Source organism: Alcanivorax sp. UBA3183, from assembly GCF_002364155.1.
Taxonomy (GTDB): domain Bacteria; phylum Pseudomonadota; class Gammaproteobacteria; order Pseudomonadales; family Alcanivoracaceae; genus Alcanivorax; species Alcanivorax jadensis.
In genome coordinates, this window is sequence record NZ_DEXN01000003.1 from 121,519 (window position 1) to 138,322 (window position 16,804).

Genomic DNA, 16,804 nt, shown 5'->3' on the forward strand with positions numbered 1-16,804 from the left:
ATCCATTCTCAATTATCAATTAGGCCTTCCATGATTCTCGCGTTTGACTACGGCACACACAAAATCGGCGTGGCCAGTGGCAACAGTCTGCTGGGCACTGCCACACCATTAAAAGCCCTGCCCTGCAAGAACACTCAACCCAACTGGGACGACATTGCTGCCTTGTTGAAAGAGTGGGAGCCGGAAGGGCTGGTGGTGGGTTTGCCGTTGAACATGGATGGCAGTGAAAGTGAATCCACGGCGCGGGCGAAGAAATTTGCGGGCCGTTTGAAAGGCCGGTTCGGCATGAAGGTGTGGTTGGTGGATGAGCGCCTGAGTACCCGTGAAGCCCGCGAGCGAACCGGTATTCGTCAGGCCGATAGCCGAGTGGATTCCATGGCGGCGGTGATCATTGCTGAAGGCTTCTTTGCGGGCGGCGCACAGATTTTTTAGTACAAATTATGTGGGGGAAAACAGGTGTGAGAGGAAAAACGAAAGCTGGAACGTTCAACCTTGTGGTGGTTTTTTCAGTCCTGATCACCGGCTGCGGTGGTGGCGGAAGCAGTGATGGTCAATCCGTTACCGGATCCTATGCGCCAGTTCCTGATACCGTGACCTACCGGGAGGGTGGCACGGTTAAAGGAATGCAGGTTTTCGACTACAGTGCGGGCAATGTCATTCGCTCCCGGTTTGTTGTGGATCCCGGTAATGATGGTCAATGGGGAACAGGCGATGATGTGCGTGCGGGAGGCCTGACCTGCCGATATCAGCAATCTGAAAACCCACTCCCTCCTGCGCTTCTGTCCGTAGTGCAAAACATGGGAACAAATGGTGATGGGAATTTCGCCCTTCAACAGCTTGATATTGAAAGTGACGGTCGAATTTCAGTGTGTCCGAGCAGGGAAGGAAAGCAGCTGGTAAAAGAGGAAGTGCTCTGCAAGGGTGATTTTTGTCCAGCCAGTTACCAATTTGGTTACAGGATGACGATAAGCCAGCAGGCGATGGAGGGCGGTGGCTGGAAGCAATCCCAGCATGTGGTGTTCTACGGAGAGAATGATCAGATAACAACGGCGCCTCCTTTTCTTTCTCACATTCAAACCACTGAGTTATCGGGGAACTCCCAGGCCGGTTTCGAATTTTTTGTTACGGTAGATCCATCTCCCGAATATTCAGATTCCGTCAGCCTGCCGAATATTGCCGTCTATGCTGGCCATGGCTACCAGAAAAAAGTGGCCAAGTGGTTGCCCGGGGATCTGGAAAGTCGGGTAATCATTGATCGCTATGGTGACAATGACAGCTTTGTTGATACCCGTTACAGGACATTTACCTGGCTTCCCGAAATAGGTGAGTTGCATGAGAGTGATGCAAGCCGGAATCCGCCTGCTCCAAACGAATACATGAAGCTCTATGGATTTGATGAAAACGGCAAGCCCGACGGAGACGTTTCCCTGGGTGCCGGTGATGACGAAATCTGGTTTAGCAAAGATGACACGGTTTATGGGTTTCCCGAATTTGTTTACGACGAAAACGGCCAGCTTCTGTCGATGCTCGATACGCAGGGAAATCCGGAGCGCGAGTTCACCTATGATGGAGATAAAGTAAAATCCATTCATGTCCGGGATCGGAAAAGAAGGGAATACCAATATTCAAATGGAAAGCTTGCCAGGATCAGCCTTTTTTCTCGTAATGCTGAAAGGGTAGAGATTGAGCAGCGGGTCCTCTTTCGTAATGATATTCCGGGAGTGAGCACATTTATTCCCGATAGGCGCTTTCCGAGAGACAAGGAAGGGGATTTTCTGGACCCGCTTGTTCCTCAAGATAGAAACCAGATTATACGTCTTGGACGTCCTTTCTGAATCTGCAGGAGCTCATGCAAGCATGGCTCCTGCAGTTCTGCGTTTTTTCTTTAGAGCTTTACTGCCGAACCCCTTCCACGGAAATAATAATGTCCACGGTTTCTGAGGCGGGGCCCAGGTCGTAGGTGATGCCGAAGTCCGCCAGTTTCAGGGTTGTGGAGGCTTCCAGGCCCATGCGGTAGCCGCCCCAGGGATCATCGCCGTAGCCCAGCAGTTTGGCGTCCAGGGTGACCGGTTTGGTGACGCCGTGCAGGGTGAAATCACCGGTGATTTTTGCGGTTTTTTCGCCGGTTTTTTCAATCTTGGTGCTCTTGAAAGTGGCGGTGGGGTACTCGTCTACCTCGAGGAAGTCATCGCCGCGCAGGTGCTTGTCACGCTCGGCGTGGTTGCTGTCCAGGCTGGCGACCTGGATGGTGGCCTGCACGCTGCTGTTTTCCGGGTTTTCCGCGTCCACGGTGAAGCTGCCGTCGAAATCGTTGAAGCGGCCGTACAACCAGCTGTAGCCCAGATGGGAAATCTTGAACATGACAAACTGGTGAGCGCCCTTTTTATCAAACGCATAGGTGCCGCCGGGTTTATCGGCAAAGGCCATGCTGCTGAGCAGCAGTGCCAGGGCGGGAATGGTGATTTTCTTTGCTAGCGTCAACATAAGCATCGAACTCCGTTTGGATTAAAGGTTGTCAGGAAAGGTTGTCCGGGTCACGGGGCGCTTTGCCCAGCATGCGGCGCAAGGTGTCGTCCCGATCAAGCAAGTGGTGTTTGAGCGCGGCCAGGGCATGCACGCCGGCGAGGATGATGATCGCCCAGGTGGCAATCTCGTGGATGTCTCCGGCAAGATCTTCCAGGCCCTTCTGGTCGCCGGTCATAGAGGGTACGGCAAACCAGTTGAATACATCGATGGCAGACCCGTCGGCGCTGGTGATCAGATAGCCGCTGATCATGGCGGTGAACAGCAACAGATACAGGGCCCAGTGGGTCAGGTGGGCGCTGACTTTTTCCCAGGGCTGATGGGTGGGCAGGGCTTTCGGGGGTGGAGAAATCAGCCGCCACAGTAGGCGGGCGCCCATCACCAGAAACAGCAGGATGCCCACGCTGCGATGCAGGTGCGGCGCGCTGCGGTACCAGTCGTGGTAGTAGGTCAGGTCGACCATGTAAAGCCCCAGCGCAAACATGCCCACCACCGTCATCGCCACCAGCCAATGCAGTGCGATGGTGATGATGCCGAAGCGTTGTGAGTCGTTGCGCAGTTGCATCCCTGTACCCTAACCGATCTTCCTGATGATTGGAGTGTTGCCCGCTAGCCGGGTTCCGCCCTTTACAAAACTTACCGTTACCGGCGACGGCTTTGCCATCCTCACCTTGGCGGGGTGTTACTGCCATCCCAAAAAACTGAACGGTTTGATCACCTGGCCTGAAGGTTTGTCGGGTCCTGGCCTTTATTCTTTCTCCGGCAGGCGCCATGCTTGCAGGGCGAACGTCGGATATCGCCATACACAGAGCAGGAGAGCCCCTTGAGCTGGGACGAGCAACAACTACAGACACATCTGGAAACCATGGCCAAAGCCATCACCGAACAATACGGTGATTCGTCGCCGTTGCTGGTGGGGATCGAGTCCGGCGGCGCCTGGGTGGCCCAGGCATTGAACGAGAAGCTGGCCAAGCCGCTGCCAATGGGCACCCTGAACCCGGCGTTCTACCGGGATGACTTCGATACCCGGGGGCTGAAAAGTACCGTGTCTCCCTCGAAGCTGCCCCTGGAGGTGGATGGCCAGCATATTCTGCTGGTGGACGATGTGCTGATGACTGGCCGCACCATCCGTGCCGCCATGAACGAACTGTTCGATTTCGGTCGCCCGGCGTCGATTGCCCTGGTGGTGTTATTCGATATTGGTCACCGGCAATTGCCAATTCGTGCCGATATCTGTGGTGAAACTTTGGCATTGCCCCCCCATCAGCGGGTAGAATTACGCGGGCCCTCTCCGTTGGTTGCCGAGATTCGCAATCTGGTGGTTGAGGATGAAACAGAGACAAGGTCTTAAGAATGACGCCGACGCTTGCGCCATCCTCCCGCGTACAACTTACCGAAGACGGTAAGCTTCGCCATTTTCTGACTACCGAGCACCTGCCCCGCTCTCTCCTTGAAGACATTCTGGATACCGCCGCCAGCTTTGTGGACGTGGGCGGCCGGTCGATCAAGAAGGTACCGCTGCTGCGCGGCAAGACAGTGGTCAACCTGTTCTTCGAGTCCAGCACCCGCACCCGCAGTACCTTCGAGCTGGCTGCCCAGCGATTGAGCGCCGACGTGCTCAACCTGGATATTGCCAAATCCGCTACCAGCAAGGGTGAAACCCTGCTCGATACCCTGCGTAATCTGGAAGCCATGGCGGCGGACATGTTCGTGGTGCGTCATCAGGATTCCGGCGCCCCCTTCTTTATCGCCAATGAAGTGACCCCCAATGTGGCGGTGATCAATGCCGGTGACGGACGACATGCCCACCCCACCCAAGCGATGCTCGACATGTACACCATTCGCCACTACAAGGGTGGCTTCGAGGGCCTGAAAGTGGCCATCGTCGGTGACATCCTGCACTCGCGGGTGGCGCGCTCCCAGATCCATGCCCTGAATATCCTCGGCGCAGATGAAGTGCGCCTGATCGGCCCGAAAACCCTGTTGCCGGTAGAGGCAGAATCCCTGGGGGCGACGGTGTTCACCGACATGGCCCTGGGCCTGAAAGACGTGGATGTGGTGATCATGCTGCGCCTGCAGAAGGAGCGTATGGATTCCGCCCTGCTGCCCAGTGAGGGAGAGTTTTTCCGCCTCTACGGGCTCAACAACGACAAGCTGCAACTGGCCAAACCGGATGCCATTGTCATGCATCCCGGGCCCATCAACCGGGGTGTGGAAATCGCCTCGGAAGTGGCCGACGGGCCCCGTTCGGTGATTCTCAACCAGGTGACCTTCGGTATTGCGGTGCGCATGGCGGTCATGTCCATGGCCATCAGCGGCCAGGAAAGCAGCGCCCATGGCCGCACGGGAGGTGAGCGTGGCCAGTAAGAAAGCCAATATTCTGATTCGCAAGGGCCGGGTTATCGATCCGGCCAGTGGCCGTGACGAAATCGCCGACCTGTTGATCGAAAATGGCCGCCTGGTGCGCATCGGCGCCAGCCTGGATGCGCCCGGCGCAGACATCGTGGAAGCGGAAGGTCACTGGGTACTGCCCGGGCTGGTGGATGCCTGCGTGCACCTGTCTTTGCCGGGCAGCGGCCGCAGCGGCGATATCGCCAGTGAAACCCGCGCCGCCGCCGCCGGTGGCATCACTCACCTGGTGGCCCAGCCGGATTGTGGCCCGGTGGACTCCACCGCCGTGGTGCGGCTGATTCGCGAGCAGGCCGGCCAGGCCGGGTTTGCGCGGATCATGCCGATTGCCGCCATGACCCAGGGGCTGGCCGGCGATCAGCTGGCGGAAATGTCCACCCTGGCCAGGGCGGGTTGTATCGCGGTGGGTAATGCGGGGCGCAAGGTGGCTAGTGCCCTGGTGCTCAAGCGGTCCCTGGAATACGCCTCCACCTTTGATTTGCCGGTGATGTTCCGGCCCCAGGATTCGGCGTTGAGCGCCGGTGGCTGTGCCCATGAAGGCGCAGTGGCCACCCGCCTTGGGCTGCCGGGAATTCCGGCGGTGGCGGAAAGTGTCGACCTGTCCCGGGACCTGCTGCTGGTGGAAGCCACCGGCGTGCGCGCCCATTTCCAGCAGATTTCCAGTGCCGAGTCCCTGCGCCTGCTGCGCGCGGCCAAGCGTCGCGGTTTGCCGGTGACGGCGGATGTGAGTATCCAGCACCTGCTGCTGGATGAGTCGGCCCTGGAAGGGTTCAACAGTCACTGCCATGTGATTCCGCCGCTGCGCAGTGCGGCCGATCGCGAGGCCTTGCTGGAGGCGGTGGCCGACGGCACTATCGATGCCATCTGCTCCCAGCACACCCCCATCGGCTCCTCCAGCAAGGCGGCACCCTTCCCGGCCACCAAGCCGGGCATGGCCGGGCTGGATACCCTGCTCGGCCTGGTGCTGCAACTGGTGAACGACGGCAAGCTGGAACTGCCGCGCGCCCTGGATGCCATCACCGCCGCCCCGGCCCGCTGCCTGGGGCTTCAGGCCGGCCAACTGGAAACCGGCCGCCCGGCCAGCCTCTGCGTGCTGGATGCCGAGGCCGATAAAGACTACGCCGAACACTGGCTGTCCGCCGGCAACAACTCCCCCTGGCGGCGCGCGGTGCTCAAGGGCAACGTGAAGCTGACGGTGTGTCAGGGGAAAGTGAGTTGGCTAAGCGATTAGGCAATTGATAATTGAGAATGGATAATTGATAACGCGCGAATAAGCGCCGCATTGATCTTAAAGACATGAGGCCGCGTCCAGACTCTGGGCGCGGCCTCATGCGTTTGCAGAACCCACCAGCTTTGTCCCGCGAGTTATCAATTATCCATTCTCAACTATCAATTAAGCTGAAACACCTCCGCCCGCAACGCCTCCTCCCCAACGACCCCCGGTGCCAGCCGCCAGCGTCCCTGTGAATCTTCAAACACCAGTGCCGGGGTGCCCTGCAGGCCCAAGCCGATCATCAGGGCGGTGTTGTTGTGGATCTGGCTGCGGATGGCGTCGGGAACCCGCTCCAGCGGCCGGATACCTCCGTCGTCAAAGTGGCCTTCGTGCTCGGCCAGTGCCACTGCCGGGTCCGGTGCGGCGAGGATGGCGCCACCTTGGGTAAAGCTGCGCTTGGGGTGGATCATACCGACGATGATATGGCGCACCTGCAGGGTGTTATCCGGGTCGTTGACCAGTGGTTGCATGTTTTCCCATAGCACGGCGCAGTAGGGGCAGGCCATGTCGGTGAACACATAGGCCACCCGTTGCGGGTCTTCGGCTCCCTCTGCCACCCAACTGCTGCTCTCCAGCCGGGCGAGCAGGCTTTCCATGTCTGCTTGTTCGCCCAGAGCGGATAGTGGTAGCAGCATGGCGACCAGCAAGGTGAGCATTCTCATGGGCGAGGATCATCCAGGTGAGTGGTAAGGAGGTGATGCAGGCTGGCCCGGGACAGAGGACCGAAGTGACGGGCCAGCTCGTTGCCGTCGCCATCAAGCAGCAGGGTCAGCGGCAGGCCACCGTTGCCAGCATGTTGACCCAGTGCCATCGATGGGTCCAGCAGCGGCAGATCAAAATGCAGGTCGGCCTGTATCAGGTAATCCCGCACGGCCGAGGCGGTTTCCCCCTGATTGGCCAGCACGAAGCGAACATTGGGGTAGCGCGACTGGGCGCTGGCCAGCACCGGCATTTCCCGCCGACAAGGTGGGCACCAGGTGGCCCAAAGATTGATCAGGGTTGGTCCCTGTGCCACTTGCGTGAGGGGTATGGGCGTGCCCTGCAGGTTTTCCAGAGTGATGTCCGGCATGGGGACGGGCTCGGGTGTCATGGCGCGCAGGGTGGCCAGGGAAATGGCCAATGCCATTAATGCCACTGCGGCGCTGGAGAGCAACGCCAGCCGTAGGGCCGGTCGACGCCATAAGCTCAGAATCGCGACCGGTAGGGCTGCGAGTGCCCCGGGCCACCACCAGCCGCCATCGCGAATATCCAGCATGGCCAAAAGGCCGGAATACTGCTCGGGGTAACGCAACACAAAGGCCAGACGGGCGCCAGCCAAGGCTGACAGAGTGATTAGCCACAGCCACTTTTCTACCGGCTTGCCGCGCCACTGCCACCAGAGGCTCGCCAGTACGGCGGCGGAAAAGGTAATCAGGGCAACAACAGTGCCCGCTGGCAGCGCCAGCGGGCCGATCAGAATGGCGTCCAAAGGGGGTGATCCTTCTACCTGCAGTATGCGTCGTCCAGTCAGCCGGGATAGCGCTGGAACATCTCATCCACCGCCTTCTGAATGTGCTCGCTACGTCGTTCGCTGCGCATGTCGTCGTAGAGGCGGTCGCGACTGGTGGCCTGCCAGACCACATTGTTGGTGGCCGGATCGATCATCTGCACCACCAGTTTATATTCTTCCGTGATATCGCCTTCCACTGGGGTGGTGGTGCCTATGCCCACATTGTTACGGCTGAAGCCGAAACCGAACTGCACTACGGAGCCGTCGTAGCGCTGCTCACGTTTGAAAAAATGTTTGACGTGCACATCGGCCTGCCCGGAGGCGCTGGCGGTCAGCCCCTTTTCAGCCAAGGCAGTTTTCAGGGCAGTGCGGGCCCGTTGGTCGTCCAGCTCTCTGGGCTGGTCCTCGTTCTGTTCCACGAAGGCATAGCTGCGGTACTGGTTCAGTTTGGCGTCTTCCTGGCTATCGATGACCACCGGGCTGACGCAGGCGCCAAGGAACAGACAGAGTGAAAGGAAAAACCAGCGCATGGCTCTTCTCCCGGTTGCGGTGAATGTCCCCCAGTATCACAGGGGAACGGCACGATACCGTGAACGATCAGCCCCGGCAGCTAGCTCCGGGACTAACTGGTTGGACTTCAATGCGGGCGAAGGGTTCAGTGGTCAGGCCGGCAGGGCCTGTTCCAGTCGCGACCACAGGCCGGTTTCGTTGGCTGCCTCGCGGAAGGCCTGCTGGTCCTGGGGATTCTGCCGCTGATAGATGCGACCGATGTCGCGGAGCATGTCCGGGGCGTCCACCACGCTGACGGCGGTGGCGATGGCTTGCCAGCCGTCGCGGGTATCGCGGGCGGCATCCAGAAAAGCCTGCAACAGGTCGCCGCCATCGCGCAGGCTGATTTCCACCACGGTTTGCAGACCTTCACGGTGAAAGCGGCGGGCGAAATCCAGCAACAGGTCGGTCTTGCCGAGTTTGGCTGCGTTTCGCATCAGGGCTTCTATCACGGAAGGGTTATGGCTGATTGGCAGCCGTGCCAGCATGTTGCGTTCATCGTCACCGAGAAATTGTGCCAGGTCCAGAATCAGATCCCATTGACCGCTCTGATGGGCTGCTTGCACCACGGCTTCCGCTACCTCTTCGCCCTGGCGCAGGGCCGTGTGGGCGACCACTTCCCGATAGTCGCGTTGCATGGCGTTGACCAGGGGCAGGGTCTCTTCCAGCAGATTCTTGCTGACGGCGGCATTTACCAGATCGGTCAGCACGGCGCTGTTGCGCAGGGAGGGCAGATTGACGATTTTGCGATGGTAGCGGGGGTTGATGACGGACAGCGCGCGAAGCACCGGCCCCCATAATTGCTGGCGGTGGGCCACATCGACCAGGGAGTCCAGGGTGCGTTCGTCTTGCTCGGCCATGATGTTGCCCAGCCGGCTTTTCAGCTCGCCTTCCACATGGTCTATCACCCAGATGGCCTTCGGCCACAGGTCAGCATTTTCGGTGCCGGAACGCACGATGCTGGCCAGCCGGCTGTTATCAATCATGCGGATCACATTGCTGAGCTGGGTGGTGTTTTCCATGTAGAAAGCAATGGTCAGCAGCGCGCCATCATCTTTGACTGTGTTGACTACTTCGCGAATGGAGGGGGCGGAAAGCGCATCGGCAAAACGACCCAGCAGCAGGAATTGCTTTTCCTGAATCTGTTTCAGTGCCACTTGGCTGATTAATTCCGCAGGCAGGCGCCGAATGACTTCGCGAATCTTGCGCGGGTCTGCCTGGGCGGCGACCTCGCCGAGAAAATCCGGGGTCAGCCGTCGGGCAACCTTTGCCGCAAAGTAGGGGTCCATTTCGCCGACCAGGCGGGCCGCCATTTTGGCGCCGATGGCATAAGCCAGTTTCGCCAGTTGCTTGATGGAGAGCCAGCGGGTCCAGCTTGCCAGGTGCTGGAACCCTTTGCGGTGCTGGTTGTACATCTCCTGTTCGATGTGTTCGCGCAACTCGCGCAGGTTAGCAGCGCCGGCATCGACCAGGGCTTGCCAGGTGGTGTCGTCAAGAGTCAGGTACTGAGCGAGCTTTTCCAGCTCAACCTGGATTTCCAGGTTTGGAGTCAGGTCGTTCATGTGAGCATCCTTGGTGCGGGAATTAGCGAAGCGCGCTGCGGGCGATGCTGCGCAGCCACAAAGGCAAGGCCTGAATGCCGCTATCGATAGCTTTCTCCAGCCGACCCTTTTCGCTTTCCAGATAGTCATCCACTGCCTGGTCAAGATCCCGGTTAACCGGTTCCGGCAGGTAGGAAAGAAATCCTACACGCTGATGCATACGTTCAATGGCGTCCTTGTTATTCATGATCGATCCTGTTTGAAGTGTGCCGTTATAAGGTGTGCCGAAATCGTAAAATGGTGGCTGAAAATCGATTCGGGAAAACACCGTCATTGCACTGTATCAAACGAGCGCAAACAGAAAGTACACATAACATTAAGCGACTGTGGGATTTTTGTATCGACATTATCGCCAGCATTGTTGACCCCCCTAAACAGTGATACTTAATGACCCTGTAAAAGACGGAATCGATAGCTTCGCAAAGTCGAAGCTGCCACGGAGGCGATGTTGGCTGAAGAAAAAATACAGAGAAGAAAACCGGCCACAACACCCTGGGCTGGACGCCTTGTCCGGCAAATGCGACAGGCTGTGGCGCGTGCCCCAGGCGGTCACTATGTGCTGGACCAGGCGCGGGCAGTCGAGGATATCTTGTTCGAAGATTTGCAGTTGCGCCTGGGCGGCATGGATAGCCATCACTACCTGCCGGGGCCAGTGGAGACATCATTCGGTGAGGGCGGAGGGCATGATAAATCCTTGCAGTCACGGTTTGCCGCTCTCGCTGAGCAGTCTCTGGAACAGACCCCGGCCAGCGCCTCGGCCAGAGTTTATGCACGTATCGTCAACCAGTTGCTTCCAGACGAAGTGAGGATCCTCACGGCCATGTCGGACGGTTCTGATATTGCCATCAGTCATTTGCTGGCACGTGGTGGTCGTTTCAAAAACAGTGAGCATCGGGTGATGGCATTTCTTAGCCGGGTGGGTAATGAAAGTGGTGTGATGCTGGCGGATGCCGTCCCCCATTACCTCGCGCATTTATTTTCTCTCGGGCTTCTCGATGGTGGTCCGGAGGATAATTCCCAGACAGCAAAATACGAAGCCATCGAGAATGGTTCAGAGGTCCGCTCCGCCTGTGAACGGATGCGCAAAGAGTCCCGACTTCGGCCAGTCTTTATTCGCGAAACCGCACACCTTTCAGCTTTAGGCAAGGCATTCTGGGCGGCCTGCTCCGGATAACAATCTGTACTGAAGTGTAAGGAGTTATTCAGAGACTCCTCAAAAAGAATGAAAAGCGAGGCCACATGGAAGCGTATATCAACGAGTTTGCCGATAACATCTGGCTGTACTTATCCATGCCATTGATCAGTGCCGTGGTGGGTTATGCCACCAATGTGATTGCGATCAAGATGATGTTCTATCCGGTAGAGTTTTTTGGCAAACCCCCTCTTCTTGGCTGGCAGGGTATCATCCCGCGCCGTGCTGCCAAGATGGCTGCTATCTCTGTAGACACTATCACTACGCACCTGATTACCCAGGAAGAGATTTTTGACCGTCTCGATCCGGATAGGGTGGCCGGTGAGCTGGAGCCGGCACTCAACAATATGATCGAAGACGTGGTGGATTCCATCATGGGTCAGCACGAGCCCGGCCTGTGGGAATCCATGCCGGAAATGGTGAAGAGGCAAGTCTATAAACGTGTCAAGAAAGAGGCCCCAAGTCTGATATCTGACATTATGAAACAGATCAAGATCAACATCGCACAGATGTATGATCTTGAGGACATGGTGATCACCAATCTGACCAAGGACAAGTCACTACTGAACCGTATTTTCCAGGAAGTGGGCGCGGCGGAGTTCAAGTTTATCGGTCGTTCCGGGCTCTACTTTGGCGGCATTTTCGGTACCTTCCAGATGATTACCTGGGTTTTCTACAAGGGCTCCTGGTTGTTGCCGGTTTTCGGCCTGGCGGTGGGCTATGCCACTAACTGGATTGCCCTGCAGATGATTTTCAATCCCAAGGAATTGATGCGTTTTGGCCCGTTCAATGTTCAGGGCCTGTTCATGAAGCGTCAGGATGAAGTAGCTAGAGATTATGGTCGTCTGGTGTCTTCCTACGTGCTGACCCCGGCCAATATTATTGAGGGCATTCTCAAAGGGCCTTACTCCGACAAGGTGTTTGCCATGATCGGCAAGCATGTCCAGAAAGCGGTGGATGAACAGACCAGTTTTGCCAAGCCGTTTGTTACCTTTGCCGTGGGCACCCAGAACTATCGGGACATGAAGGAATGTGCCGTGTCGGAGTTGGTAAGCCGATTACCGGAAACGCTCAAGCATATTGAAAACTATGCTAATGATGCGCTGGATCTGGAAAACACCCTTTCCACCCGTTTGCAGAGTCTCAAACCGGAAGAGTTTGAAAGCATGTTGCGCCCGGCTTTCGAACAGGATGAATGGATACTGATTGCCGTAGGCGCATTCCTTGGTTTCCTGGTCGGTGTGTTCCAGTTGCTGGTGATGTTCTCTTGATGCTGTCCGGGAGTGGTGCATGTCTACGCTAATGGTGGTCTGGATCCTGTTGTGTGCGATTTGCTTCGGCGCTGGGCTGGTGTGGTCATGGCGACGGGCGCGGCGACGTTTGCGCGTGCGTATGGAGCAGGCGGTGGATGAGGAAATCCGTCAGCAAATCAAACAGGAAGTGTTGCGCCATTTGCAGGATGGTCCGGCCTCCAATAATAGCCAGGCGGAGCGCTGATCCATGCAGATTACCATTCGCAAATCGTTTGTGATCGGTGCTGGTGTACTGTTGATCATTGCTCTTGCTGTTGGTGCCTACCTGGCCTGGTGGGTGTGGAAGAATCTGGGGGCGGAATTGTTGCTGCGCGATCAGCAAGCCAGCGTAGTCGTGCCCAAGCCCATGTCTGTGGGTATCGATATTCTCGATGACCTGGACATCATGATCGACACGGTCATCGACACCTCGGTGCCGATCGACCAGACCCTGACTCTGCCCGTCAAGGAAACCCTGGACGTGCAGGTGGGCTTCGATAATGCGGTACCCATCAAGATGAATGTGCCGTTGAGGGACACCATCAAGCTGGACCAGATCATTCCGGTGGACGGGGAAGTCCGTGCCCGGGTGCTGGGTAAGTGGATCACTGTGCCGATCAAGGGCGAGTTACCCGTGAAAGCGGATGTGCCCATCGATGTGAATGTGCCGGTGGATCAGCTGGTCAAACTGCAATTCAACGCTCCGGCAAAAGTAGACATTCTCGAAGACCTGTCGGTACCGCTGAAGGCGAATATCAAGACATCGATTCCCCTGAAGAGCGCTATGCAGGTGCCGGTGCGCTCCAGGCTACGGGCCAGCGCCACCATTCTGGAGCCGGCGGATGCCCTGATTGCGGAAATGGATTTGAAGCTGCCTCTGCGGGAAGTGGGGCTGTCATTCAGCGATGGAGATGACGCCAGGGCGAGCGACGAGGCTGGGATAACAGCGCCGGACGGGGAGCAGCCCTGATGGGGCGCTGGATTTTGTGGGGCTGGGTGGCCCTGGCTGTGATCGTGGTGGGGCTGGTGTTGGGATTCGTGCTCTACACCCGCATTGTTATCGGCATCGGCCTGCAGGACCAGCGTGCGCTGCTGCATCTACCGGAAACCCTGATCGTGCAGACCCGCGCCGAGGAAGAAGCGGCCATCACCCTGCGAGGTCGTGTGGAAGTGGATGTCCCCTTCAAGCACGATGCCTTGCCGCTACCATTGAAAGGCACCTACAAGGCCAACCTGGCCCTGGACACCATGGTGCCCCTGCGCATGACCATTGAGTATGAGGATGTGATTCCCATCGAGACCACGGTGGCGATCGAAGGCGACACCAAACTGATTTCCGAATGGCTGCCGCGCATGCCCATAGAAGGGGAGCTGCCCCTGAAGCTGGAGGTGCCGGTGTCATTGAAAGTGCCAGTGGATACGCAGATCCGTTTCGTTTACGACGGTCCGGTACAGGTGGGTTTCAACCAGACCATCCACCCGCCGGTGGATACCGTGCTGCGCACGGCCATCAATCTTGATAAGGAAGTCAGCGCACCGATCACCAATGTGTTCGAGGCGCGGGTGGTGCCCGATAACCGGGCGCTGCCCATCATCCTTACCGACACCCGCCTGACCCTGCCATTACAGGATTTGATACTCAGGCCCATGGAGTCGCGGGTTGAACAGTAACGTATCGCTCCCGAACGGCTGTGCTCGCGTTCCCTTATTGCTTACGTAACCCAAAGGGGTGTCAGCGTCTACGACACCGTCACCCCGGGGCAGGGAACCGCCGCCGCTTCACGGATCCGTTCCCCCAGGTAGCGTGCCGCCTGGCCGGCATACTGGCCGTCCGCATAGATCAGATGCAGGTCCACCAGCCGTTCCACGCCCTCCTCCAGGGGCAGCACCTTCAGCGCGCCGCTTTCCAGGCCATCGCCAATCTCTGATTCCGGTACCCAGGCAAACCCCAGCCCGCGGCGAATGGCGGCAATACGCGTGGAAGGATGCGACACGGTCCAGCGTTGCTCGGCCCCCAGCCAGCCGGAATCAATGCGGCGGCTGCCGGAATCGCGAATCACGATTTGCCGATGCTGACGCAGATCCTCATGGGTGAGGCTGTCCGCCTGATTGAGCGGATGGTCCGCCGCCGCCACGGCCACAAAACGTACCCGCATCAGCTGATCACCGAAGAACCCCGGCGGTACCCGTCCGCCGATCACCACATCGGCCTCCTTGCGCAGCAGGGCTTCATCGGAGCCGGACAGTACTGTCTCGGTGTACTCCACCCGGGTCAGCGGGCTGTGCTGGGCGAACGCATCCAGGGCCGAGAGCATGCAATGCTGTGGAAACAGGGCATCAGCGGCCACGCGCACCAGCGGTTCCCAGCCCTGGCTGAGCTGTATGGCGGCGCTTTCGATGCGGTTGGCCTCCTCCACCAGCACCTTGGCCTGGCGGTAGAGCATTTGCCCGGTCTCGGTGAGCCTGGCCCGCCGGCCTTCCAGGGCAAAGGCACGCACACCCAGTTCGGTCTCGATCTTCTGCACCGCGTAACTGATGGCGGACTGGCTCTTGTCCAGGGCCTCTGCGGCGCTGGCGTAACCGCCCTCGTCCACCACGGCGATCAGGGCTTGCCACTGGTCCAGGCTGATTTTGGCTGACATATCGAAATTCCTGAGCTAAATGTGCAAATTTATCCCGTTTTATATCGTATTTGCTGAATTCACAATAGTCTCATCGTTAACAAATCATCGGCACACCCGGCCGGCACAGAAACAATATGGAGTTGGGGTCATGAATATTCTGGTTATCAAGAGCAGCGTTTTCGGCGACAACGGCAATTCCTCCACCCTGGTCAACGAGCAGGTGGAGCGACTGAAAGCGCAACATCCTGACGCCACCGTGGTGGTTCGGGATCTCTCCGCCGATCCTATCCCGCACCTGGACGGCGAGCGTGTCGGCGCCTTCTTTACGCCGGCAGACCAGCGCAGTGAAGCCCAGCAGGCGGTCGACGATTTCTCCCTGGCGCTGATTGAGGAGCTCAAAGCGGCGGATCAGGTGGTGCTGGGACTGCCCATGTACAACTTCGGCATTCCCAGCCAGCTGAAAAGCTGGATCGACCATGTGGCTCGCGCCGGCATCACTTTCCGCTACACGGAAAACGGCCCGCAGGGCTTGCTGGATAACAAGCCAGTGACCGTGCTGGCCGCCCGGGGTGGACTGTATGCCGGGACCGAGAACGATACGGTGACCCCGTACATCAAGTTGTTCTTCGGCTTCCTGGGCATCACCGATCTGTCCTTCGTGTTTGCCGAAGGGCTTAACATGGGTGATGACAGCAAAGAAAAGGCCATGGGCGAAGCGCGGGCAGCGCTGCAGTGATCTAGGCTGTAGGAGCTATGCTTGCATGGCGAACCATGCCCCGGCCTGGCTCCTGCGATGAAACGCGAATTCTGCAACAGGGAGACAATCATGGGGCTGCTGGTCGATGGTAAATGGCAGGACAAGTGGTACGACACCAAGAGTACCGGTGGGCGTTTCAAGCGTTCCGAGAGCCAGTTTCGCAACTGGGTGACGGCTGACGGCAGTGCCGGTTCCAGCGGTGATAGTGGCTTTCAGGCAGAAAGCGGTCGTTACCACCTGTATGTGTCCTACGCCTGCCCTTGGGCCCACCGCACCTTGATCGTGCGGGCATTGAAAGGTCTCCAGGAGCATATCGGCGTGTCTGTGGTGCATCCGCACATGCTGGAGAATGGCTGGGAATTGCGCGATGACTTTGACGGTGCCAATGGTGATGCCCTGTATGGTTTCAGCAAGCTCTATGAGTTGTACCTGAAGGCGGATGAGAACTATACCGGCCGCGTTACCGTGCCGGTGCTGTGGGACAAGCAGCGCGAAACCATTGTCAGTAACGAGTCCGCAGAAATCATCCGCATGCTCAACATCAGCTTTGACGGTCTGGGTGCGGCGCCGGGAAATTTCTATCCCGAAGTGTTGCGGGCGGAGATTGATGCCATCAATGAGCATGTTTACAACGACGTGAACAATGGTGTCTACAAGGCCGGTTTTGCCACCAGTCAGGACGCCTACGATGAGGCGGTGGTGACCCTGTTCGAGCAGCTGGATGCCCTCGAGCAGCGGCTTGGCGAGCAGCGCTATCTGGTCGGTAACACCCTCACCGAAGCGGACCTGCGTTTGTGGACTACCCTGGTGCGGTTCGATCCGGTGTACGTCACCCACTTCAAGTGTGATCGCAAGCGCATCGCGGACTACCCGAATCTGAACGGGTTTCTGAAAGAGATTTACCAGCTGCCCGGTGTGGCGGAGACAGTGAATATGGCGCATATCCGCCACCACTATTTCCGCAGCCACCCGACGGTGAACCCCCACGGGATTATCTCCATCGGGCCCGAGCTGGACTGGCATTCACCCCACGGTCGAGAACGGCTGGGGGAAAGAGAGATTATTGAGTAACTCTGTAGGAGCGGCGCTTGAGCC

20 protein-coding genes are annotated in these 16,804 nt (G+C 58.1%); 12 read left to right on the top strand and 8 right to left on the bottom strand.

Features of this window, described 5'->3' with window-relative positions; all coding sequences use genetic code 11:
* The first annotated feature begins 30 nt into the window (after positions 1-30).
* A complete protein-coding gene (gene ruvX, locus B3Q33_RS00685) occupies positions 31-432 on the top strand; it encodes a Holliday junction resolvase RuvX (protein WP_272998117.1) in 402 nt (133 codons plus the stop codon).
* A 26-nt stretch (positions 433-458) separates the two neighbouring features.
* Positions 459-1,835: an RHS repeat domain-containing protein gene (locus tag B3Q33_RS00690; RefSeq protein WP_272975120.1), complete on the top strand. Its 1,377-nt coding sequence runs from the start codon at positions 459-461 to the stop codon at positions 1,833-1,835.
* Between the two features lie 58 nt (positions 1,836-1,893).
* Here B3Q33_RS00690 and B3Q33_RS00695 read toward each other — a convergent pair whose 3' ends face one another.
* Together B3Q33_RS00695 and B3Q33_RS00700 are read right to left on the bottom strand one after the other, a co-directional pair.
* Positions 1,894-2,484 carry a YceI family protein gene (locus tag B3Q33_RS00695; RefSeq protein ID WP_272975119.1) on the bottom strand — a complete coding sequence of 197 codons (591 nt, stop codon included), beginning with the start codon at positions 2,482-2,484 and terminating at the stop codon, positions 1,894-1,896.
* Positions 2,485-2,515: 31 nt separating this feature from the next.
* The gene (locus tag B3Q33_RS00700) at positions 2,516-3,088 is read right to left on the bottom strand and encodes a cytochrome b (RefSeq protein ID WP_103917243.1); all 573 of its coding nucleotides are present in this window, start codon (positions 3,086-3,088) and stop codon (positions 2,516-2,518) included.
* 258 nt (positions 3,089-3,346) lie between these two features.
* Between B3Q33_RS00700 and pyrR the strand changes: the two genes are divergently transcribed.
* Genes pyrR through B3Q33_RS00715 form a run of 3 tightly spaced genes read left to right on the top strand, consistent with a single transcriptional unit; the run spans position 3,347 to position 6,163 of the window.
* Positions 3,347-3,874, top strand: coding sequence for a bifunctional pyr operon transcriptional regulator/uracil phosphoribosyltransferase PyrR (pyrR, locus tag B3Q33_RS00705; RefSeq protein ID WP_035245822.1), 528 nt, complete (start codon positions 3,347-3,349; stop codon positions 3,872-3,874).
* Between the two features lie 2 nt (positions 3,875-3,876).
* Positions 3,877-4,890 carry an aspartate carbamoyltransferase catalytic subunit gene (locus B3Q33_RS00710; RefSeq protein ID WP_035245823.1) on the top strand — a complete coding sequence of 338 codons (1,014 nt, stop codon included), beginning with the start codon at positions 3,877-3,879 and terminating at the stop codon, positions 4,888-4,890.
* Entirely contained in the window at positions 4,859-6,163 is a 1,305-nt protein-coding gene (locus B3Q33_RS00715; protein WP_272980238.1) for a dihydroorotase, read from the top strand. The genes B3Q33_RS00710 and B3Q33_RS00715 overlap by 32 nt, the downstream gene beginning before the upstream one ends.
* Positions 6,164-6,321: 158 nt before the next feature.
* Here the strand turns inward: B3Q33_RS00715 and dsbG are convergent, their stop codons facing one another.
* The 5 genes from dsbG to B3Q33_RS00740 all read right to left on the bottom strand — a co-directional run bounded on the left by dsbG (position 6,322) and on the right by B3Q33_RS00740 (position 10,031).
* Positions 6,322-6,867, bottom strand: a complete 546-nt coding sequence (gene dsbG / locus B3Q33_RS00720; RefSeq protein ID WP_035245824.1) for a thiol:disulfide interchange protein DsbG — start codon at positions 6,865-6,867, stop codon at positions 6,322-6,324.
* The gene (locus B3Q33_RS00725; RefSeq protein ID WP_035245826.1) at positions 6,864-7,673 is read right to left on the bottom strand and encodes a TlpA family protein disulfide reductase; all 810 of its coding nucleotides are present in this window, start codon (positions 7,671-7,673) and stop codon (positions 6,864-6,866) included. The genes dsbG and B3Q33_RS00725 overlap by 4 nt, the downstream gene beginning before the upstream one ends.
* Positions 7,674-7,711: 38 nt before the next feature.
* The gene (locus tag B3Q33_RS00730) at positions 7,712-8,224 is read right to left on the bottom strand and encodes a DUF4136 domain-containing protein (RefSeq protein WP_035245827.1); all 513 of its coding nucleotides are present in this window, start codon (positions 8,222-8,224) and stop codon (positions 7,712-7,714) included.
* Between the two features lie 132 nt (positions 8,225-8,356).
* A complete protein-coding gene (locus B3Q33_RS00735) occupies positions 8,357-9,805 on the bottom strand; it encodes a hypothetical protein (RefSeq protein WP_272975117.1) in 1,449 nt (482 codons plus the stop codon).
* Between the two features lie 22 nt (positions 9,806-9,827).
* Complete coding sequence (locus tag B3Q33_RS00740; RefSeq protein ID WP_035245831.1) at positions 9,828-10,031, bottom strand: hypothetical protein; 204 nt, start codon at positions 10,029-10,031, stop codon at positions 9,828-9,830.
* A gap of 261 nt (positions 10,032-10,292) precedes the next feature.
* On the opposite strand from B3Q33_RS00740, the gene B3Q33_RS00745 reads away from it, so the two are divergent.
* From B3Q33_RS00745 to B3Q33_RS00765, 5 genes are all read left to right on the top strand, one after another.
* Complete coding sequence (locus tag B3Q33_RS00745; protein ID WP_272975116.1) at positions 10,293-11,018, top strand: Abi-alpha family protein; 726 nt, start codon at positions 10,293-10,295, stop codon at positions 11,016-11,018.
* A gap of 65 nt (positions 11,019-11,083) precedes the next feature.
* Positions 11,084-12,307 carry a DUF445 family protein gene (locus B3Q33_RS00750; RefSeq protein ID WP_272975115.1) on the top strand — a complete coding sequence of 408 codons (1,224 nt, stop codon included), beginning with the start codon at positions 11,084-11,086 and terminating at the stop codon, positions 12,305-12,307.
* A 19-nt stretch (positions 12,308-12,326) separates the two neighbouring features.
* Complete coding sequence (locus B3Q33_RS00755; RefSeq protein ID WP_272962963.1) at positions 12,327-12,533, top strand: hypothetical protein; 207 nt, start codon at positions 12,327-12,329, stop codon at positions 12,531-12,533.
* A 3-nt stretch (positions 12,534-12,536) separates the two neighbouring features.
* Positions 12,537-13,298 (top strand): hypothetical protein, encoded by a 762-nt coding sequence (locus B3Q33_RS00760; RefSeq protein ID WP_272975114.1) that lies wholly within the window; start codon positions 12,537-12,539, stop codon positions 13,296-13,298.
* Positions 13,298-13,999, top strand: a complete 702-nt coding sequence (locus B3Q33_RS00765; RefSeq protein WP_035245833.1) for a hypothetical protein — start codon at positions 13,298-13,300, stop codon at positions 13,997-13,999. The genes B3Q33_RS00760 and B3Q33_RS00765 overlap by 1 nt, the downstream gene beginning before the upstream one ends.
* A gap of 68 nt (positions 14,000-14,067) precedes the next feature.
* On the opposite strand, the gene B3Q33_RS00770 is transcribed toward B3Q33_RS00765, so the two are convergent.
* The gene (locus tag B3Q33_RS00770) at positions 14,068-14,970 is read right to left on the bottom strand and encodes a LysR family transcriptional regulator (protein ID WP_272962960.1); all 903 of its coding nucleotides are present in this window, start codon (positions 14,968-14,970) and stop codon (positions 14,068-14,070) included.
* Positions 14,971-15,100: 130 nt separating this feature from the next.
* Between B3Q33_RS00770 and B3Q33_RS00775 the strand changes: the two genes are divergently transcribed.
* Together B3Q33_RS00775 and B3Q33_RS00780 are read left to right on the top strand one after the other, a co-directional pair.
* Entirely contained in the window at positions 15,101-15,688 is a 588-nt protein-coding gene (locus B3Q33_RS00775) for an FMN-dependent NADH-azoreductase (RefSeq protein ID WP_272962959.1), read from the top strand.
* Between the two features lie 90 nt (positions 15,689-15,778).
* Positions 15,779-16,780, top strand: coding sequence for a glutathione S-transferase family protein (locus B3Q33_RS00780; RefSeq protein WP_272975113.1), 1,002 nt, complete (start codon positions 15,779-15,781; stop codon positions 16,778-16,780).
* Positions 16,781-16,804: the final 24 nt, after the last annotated feature.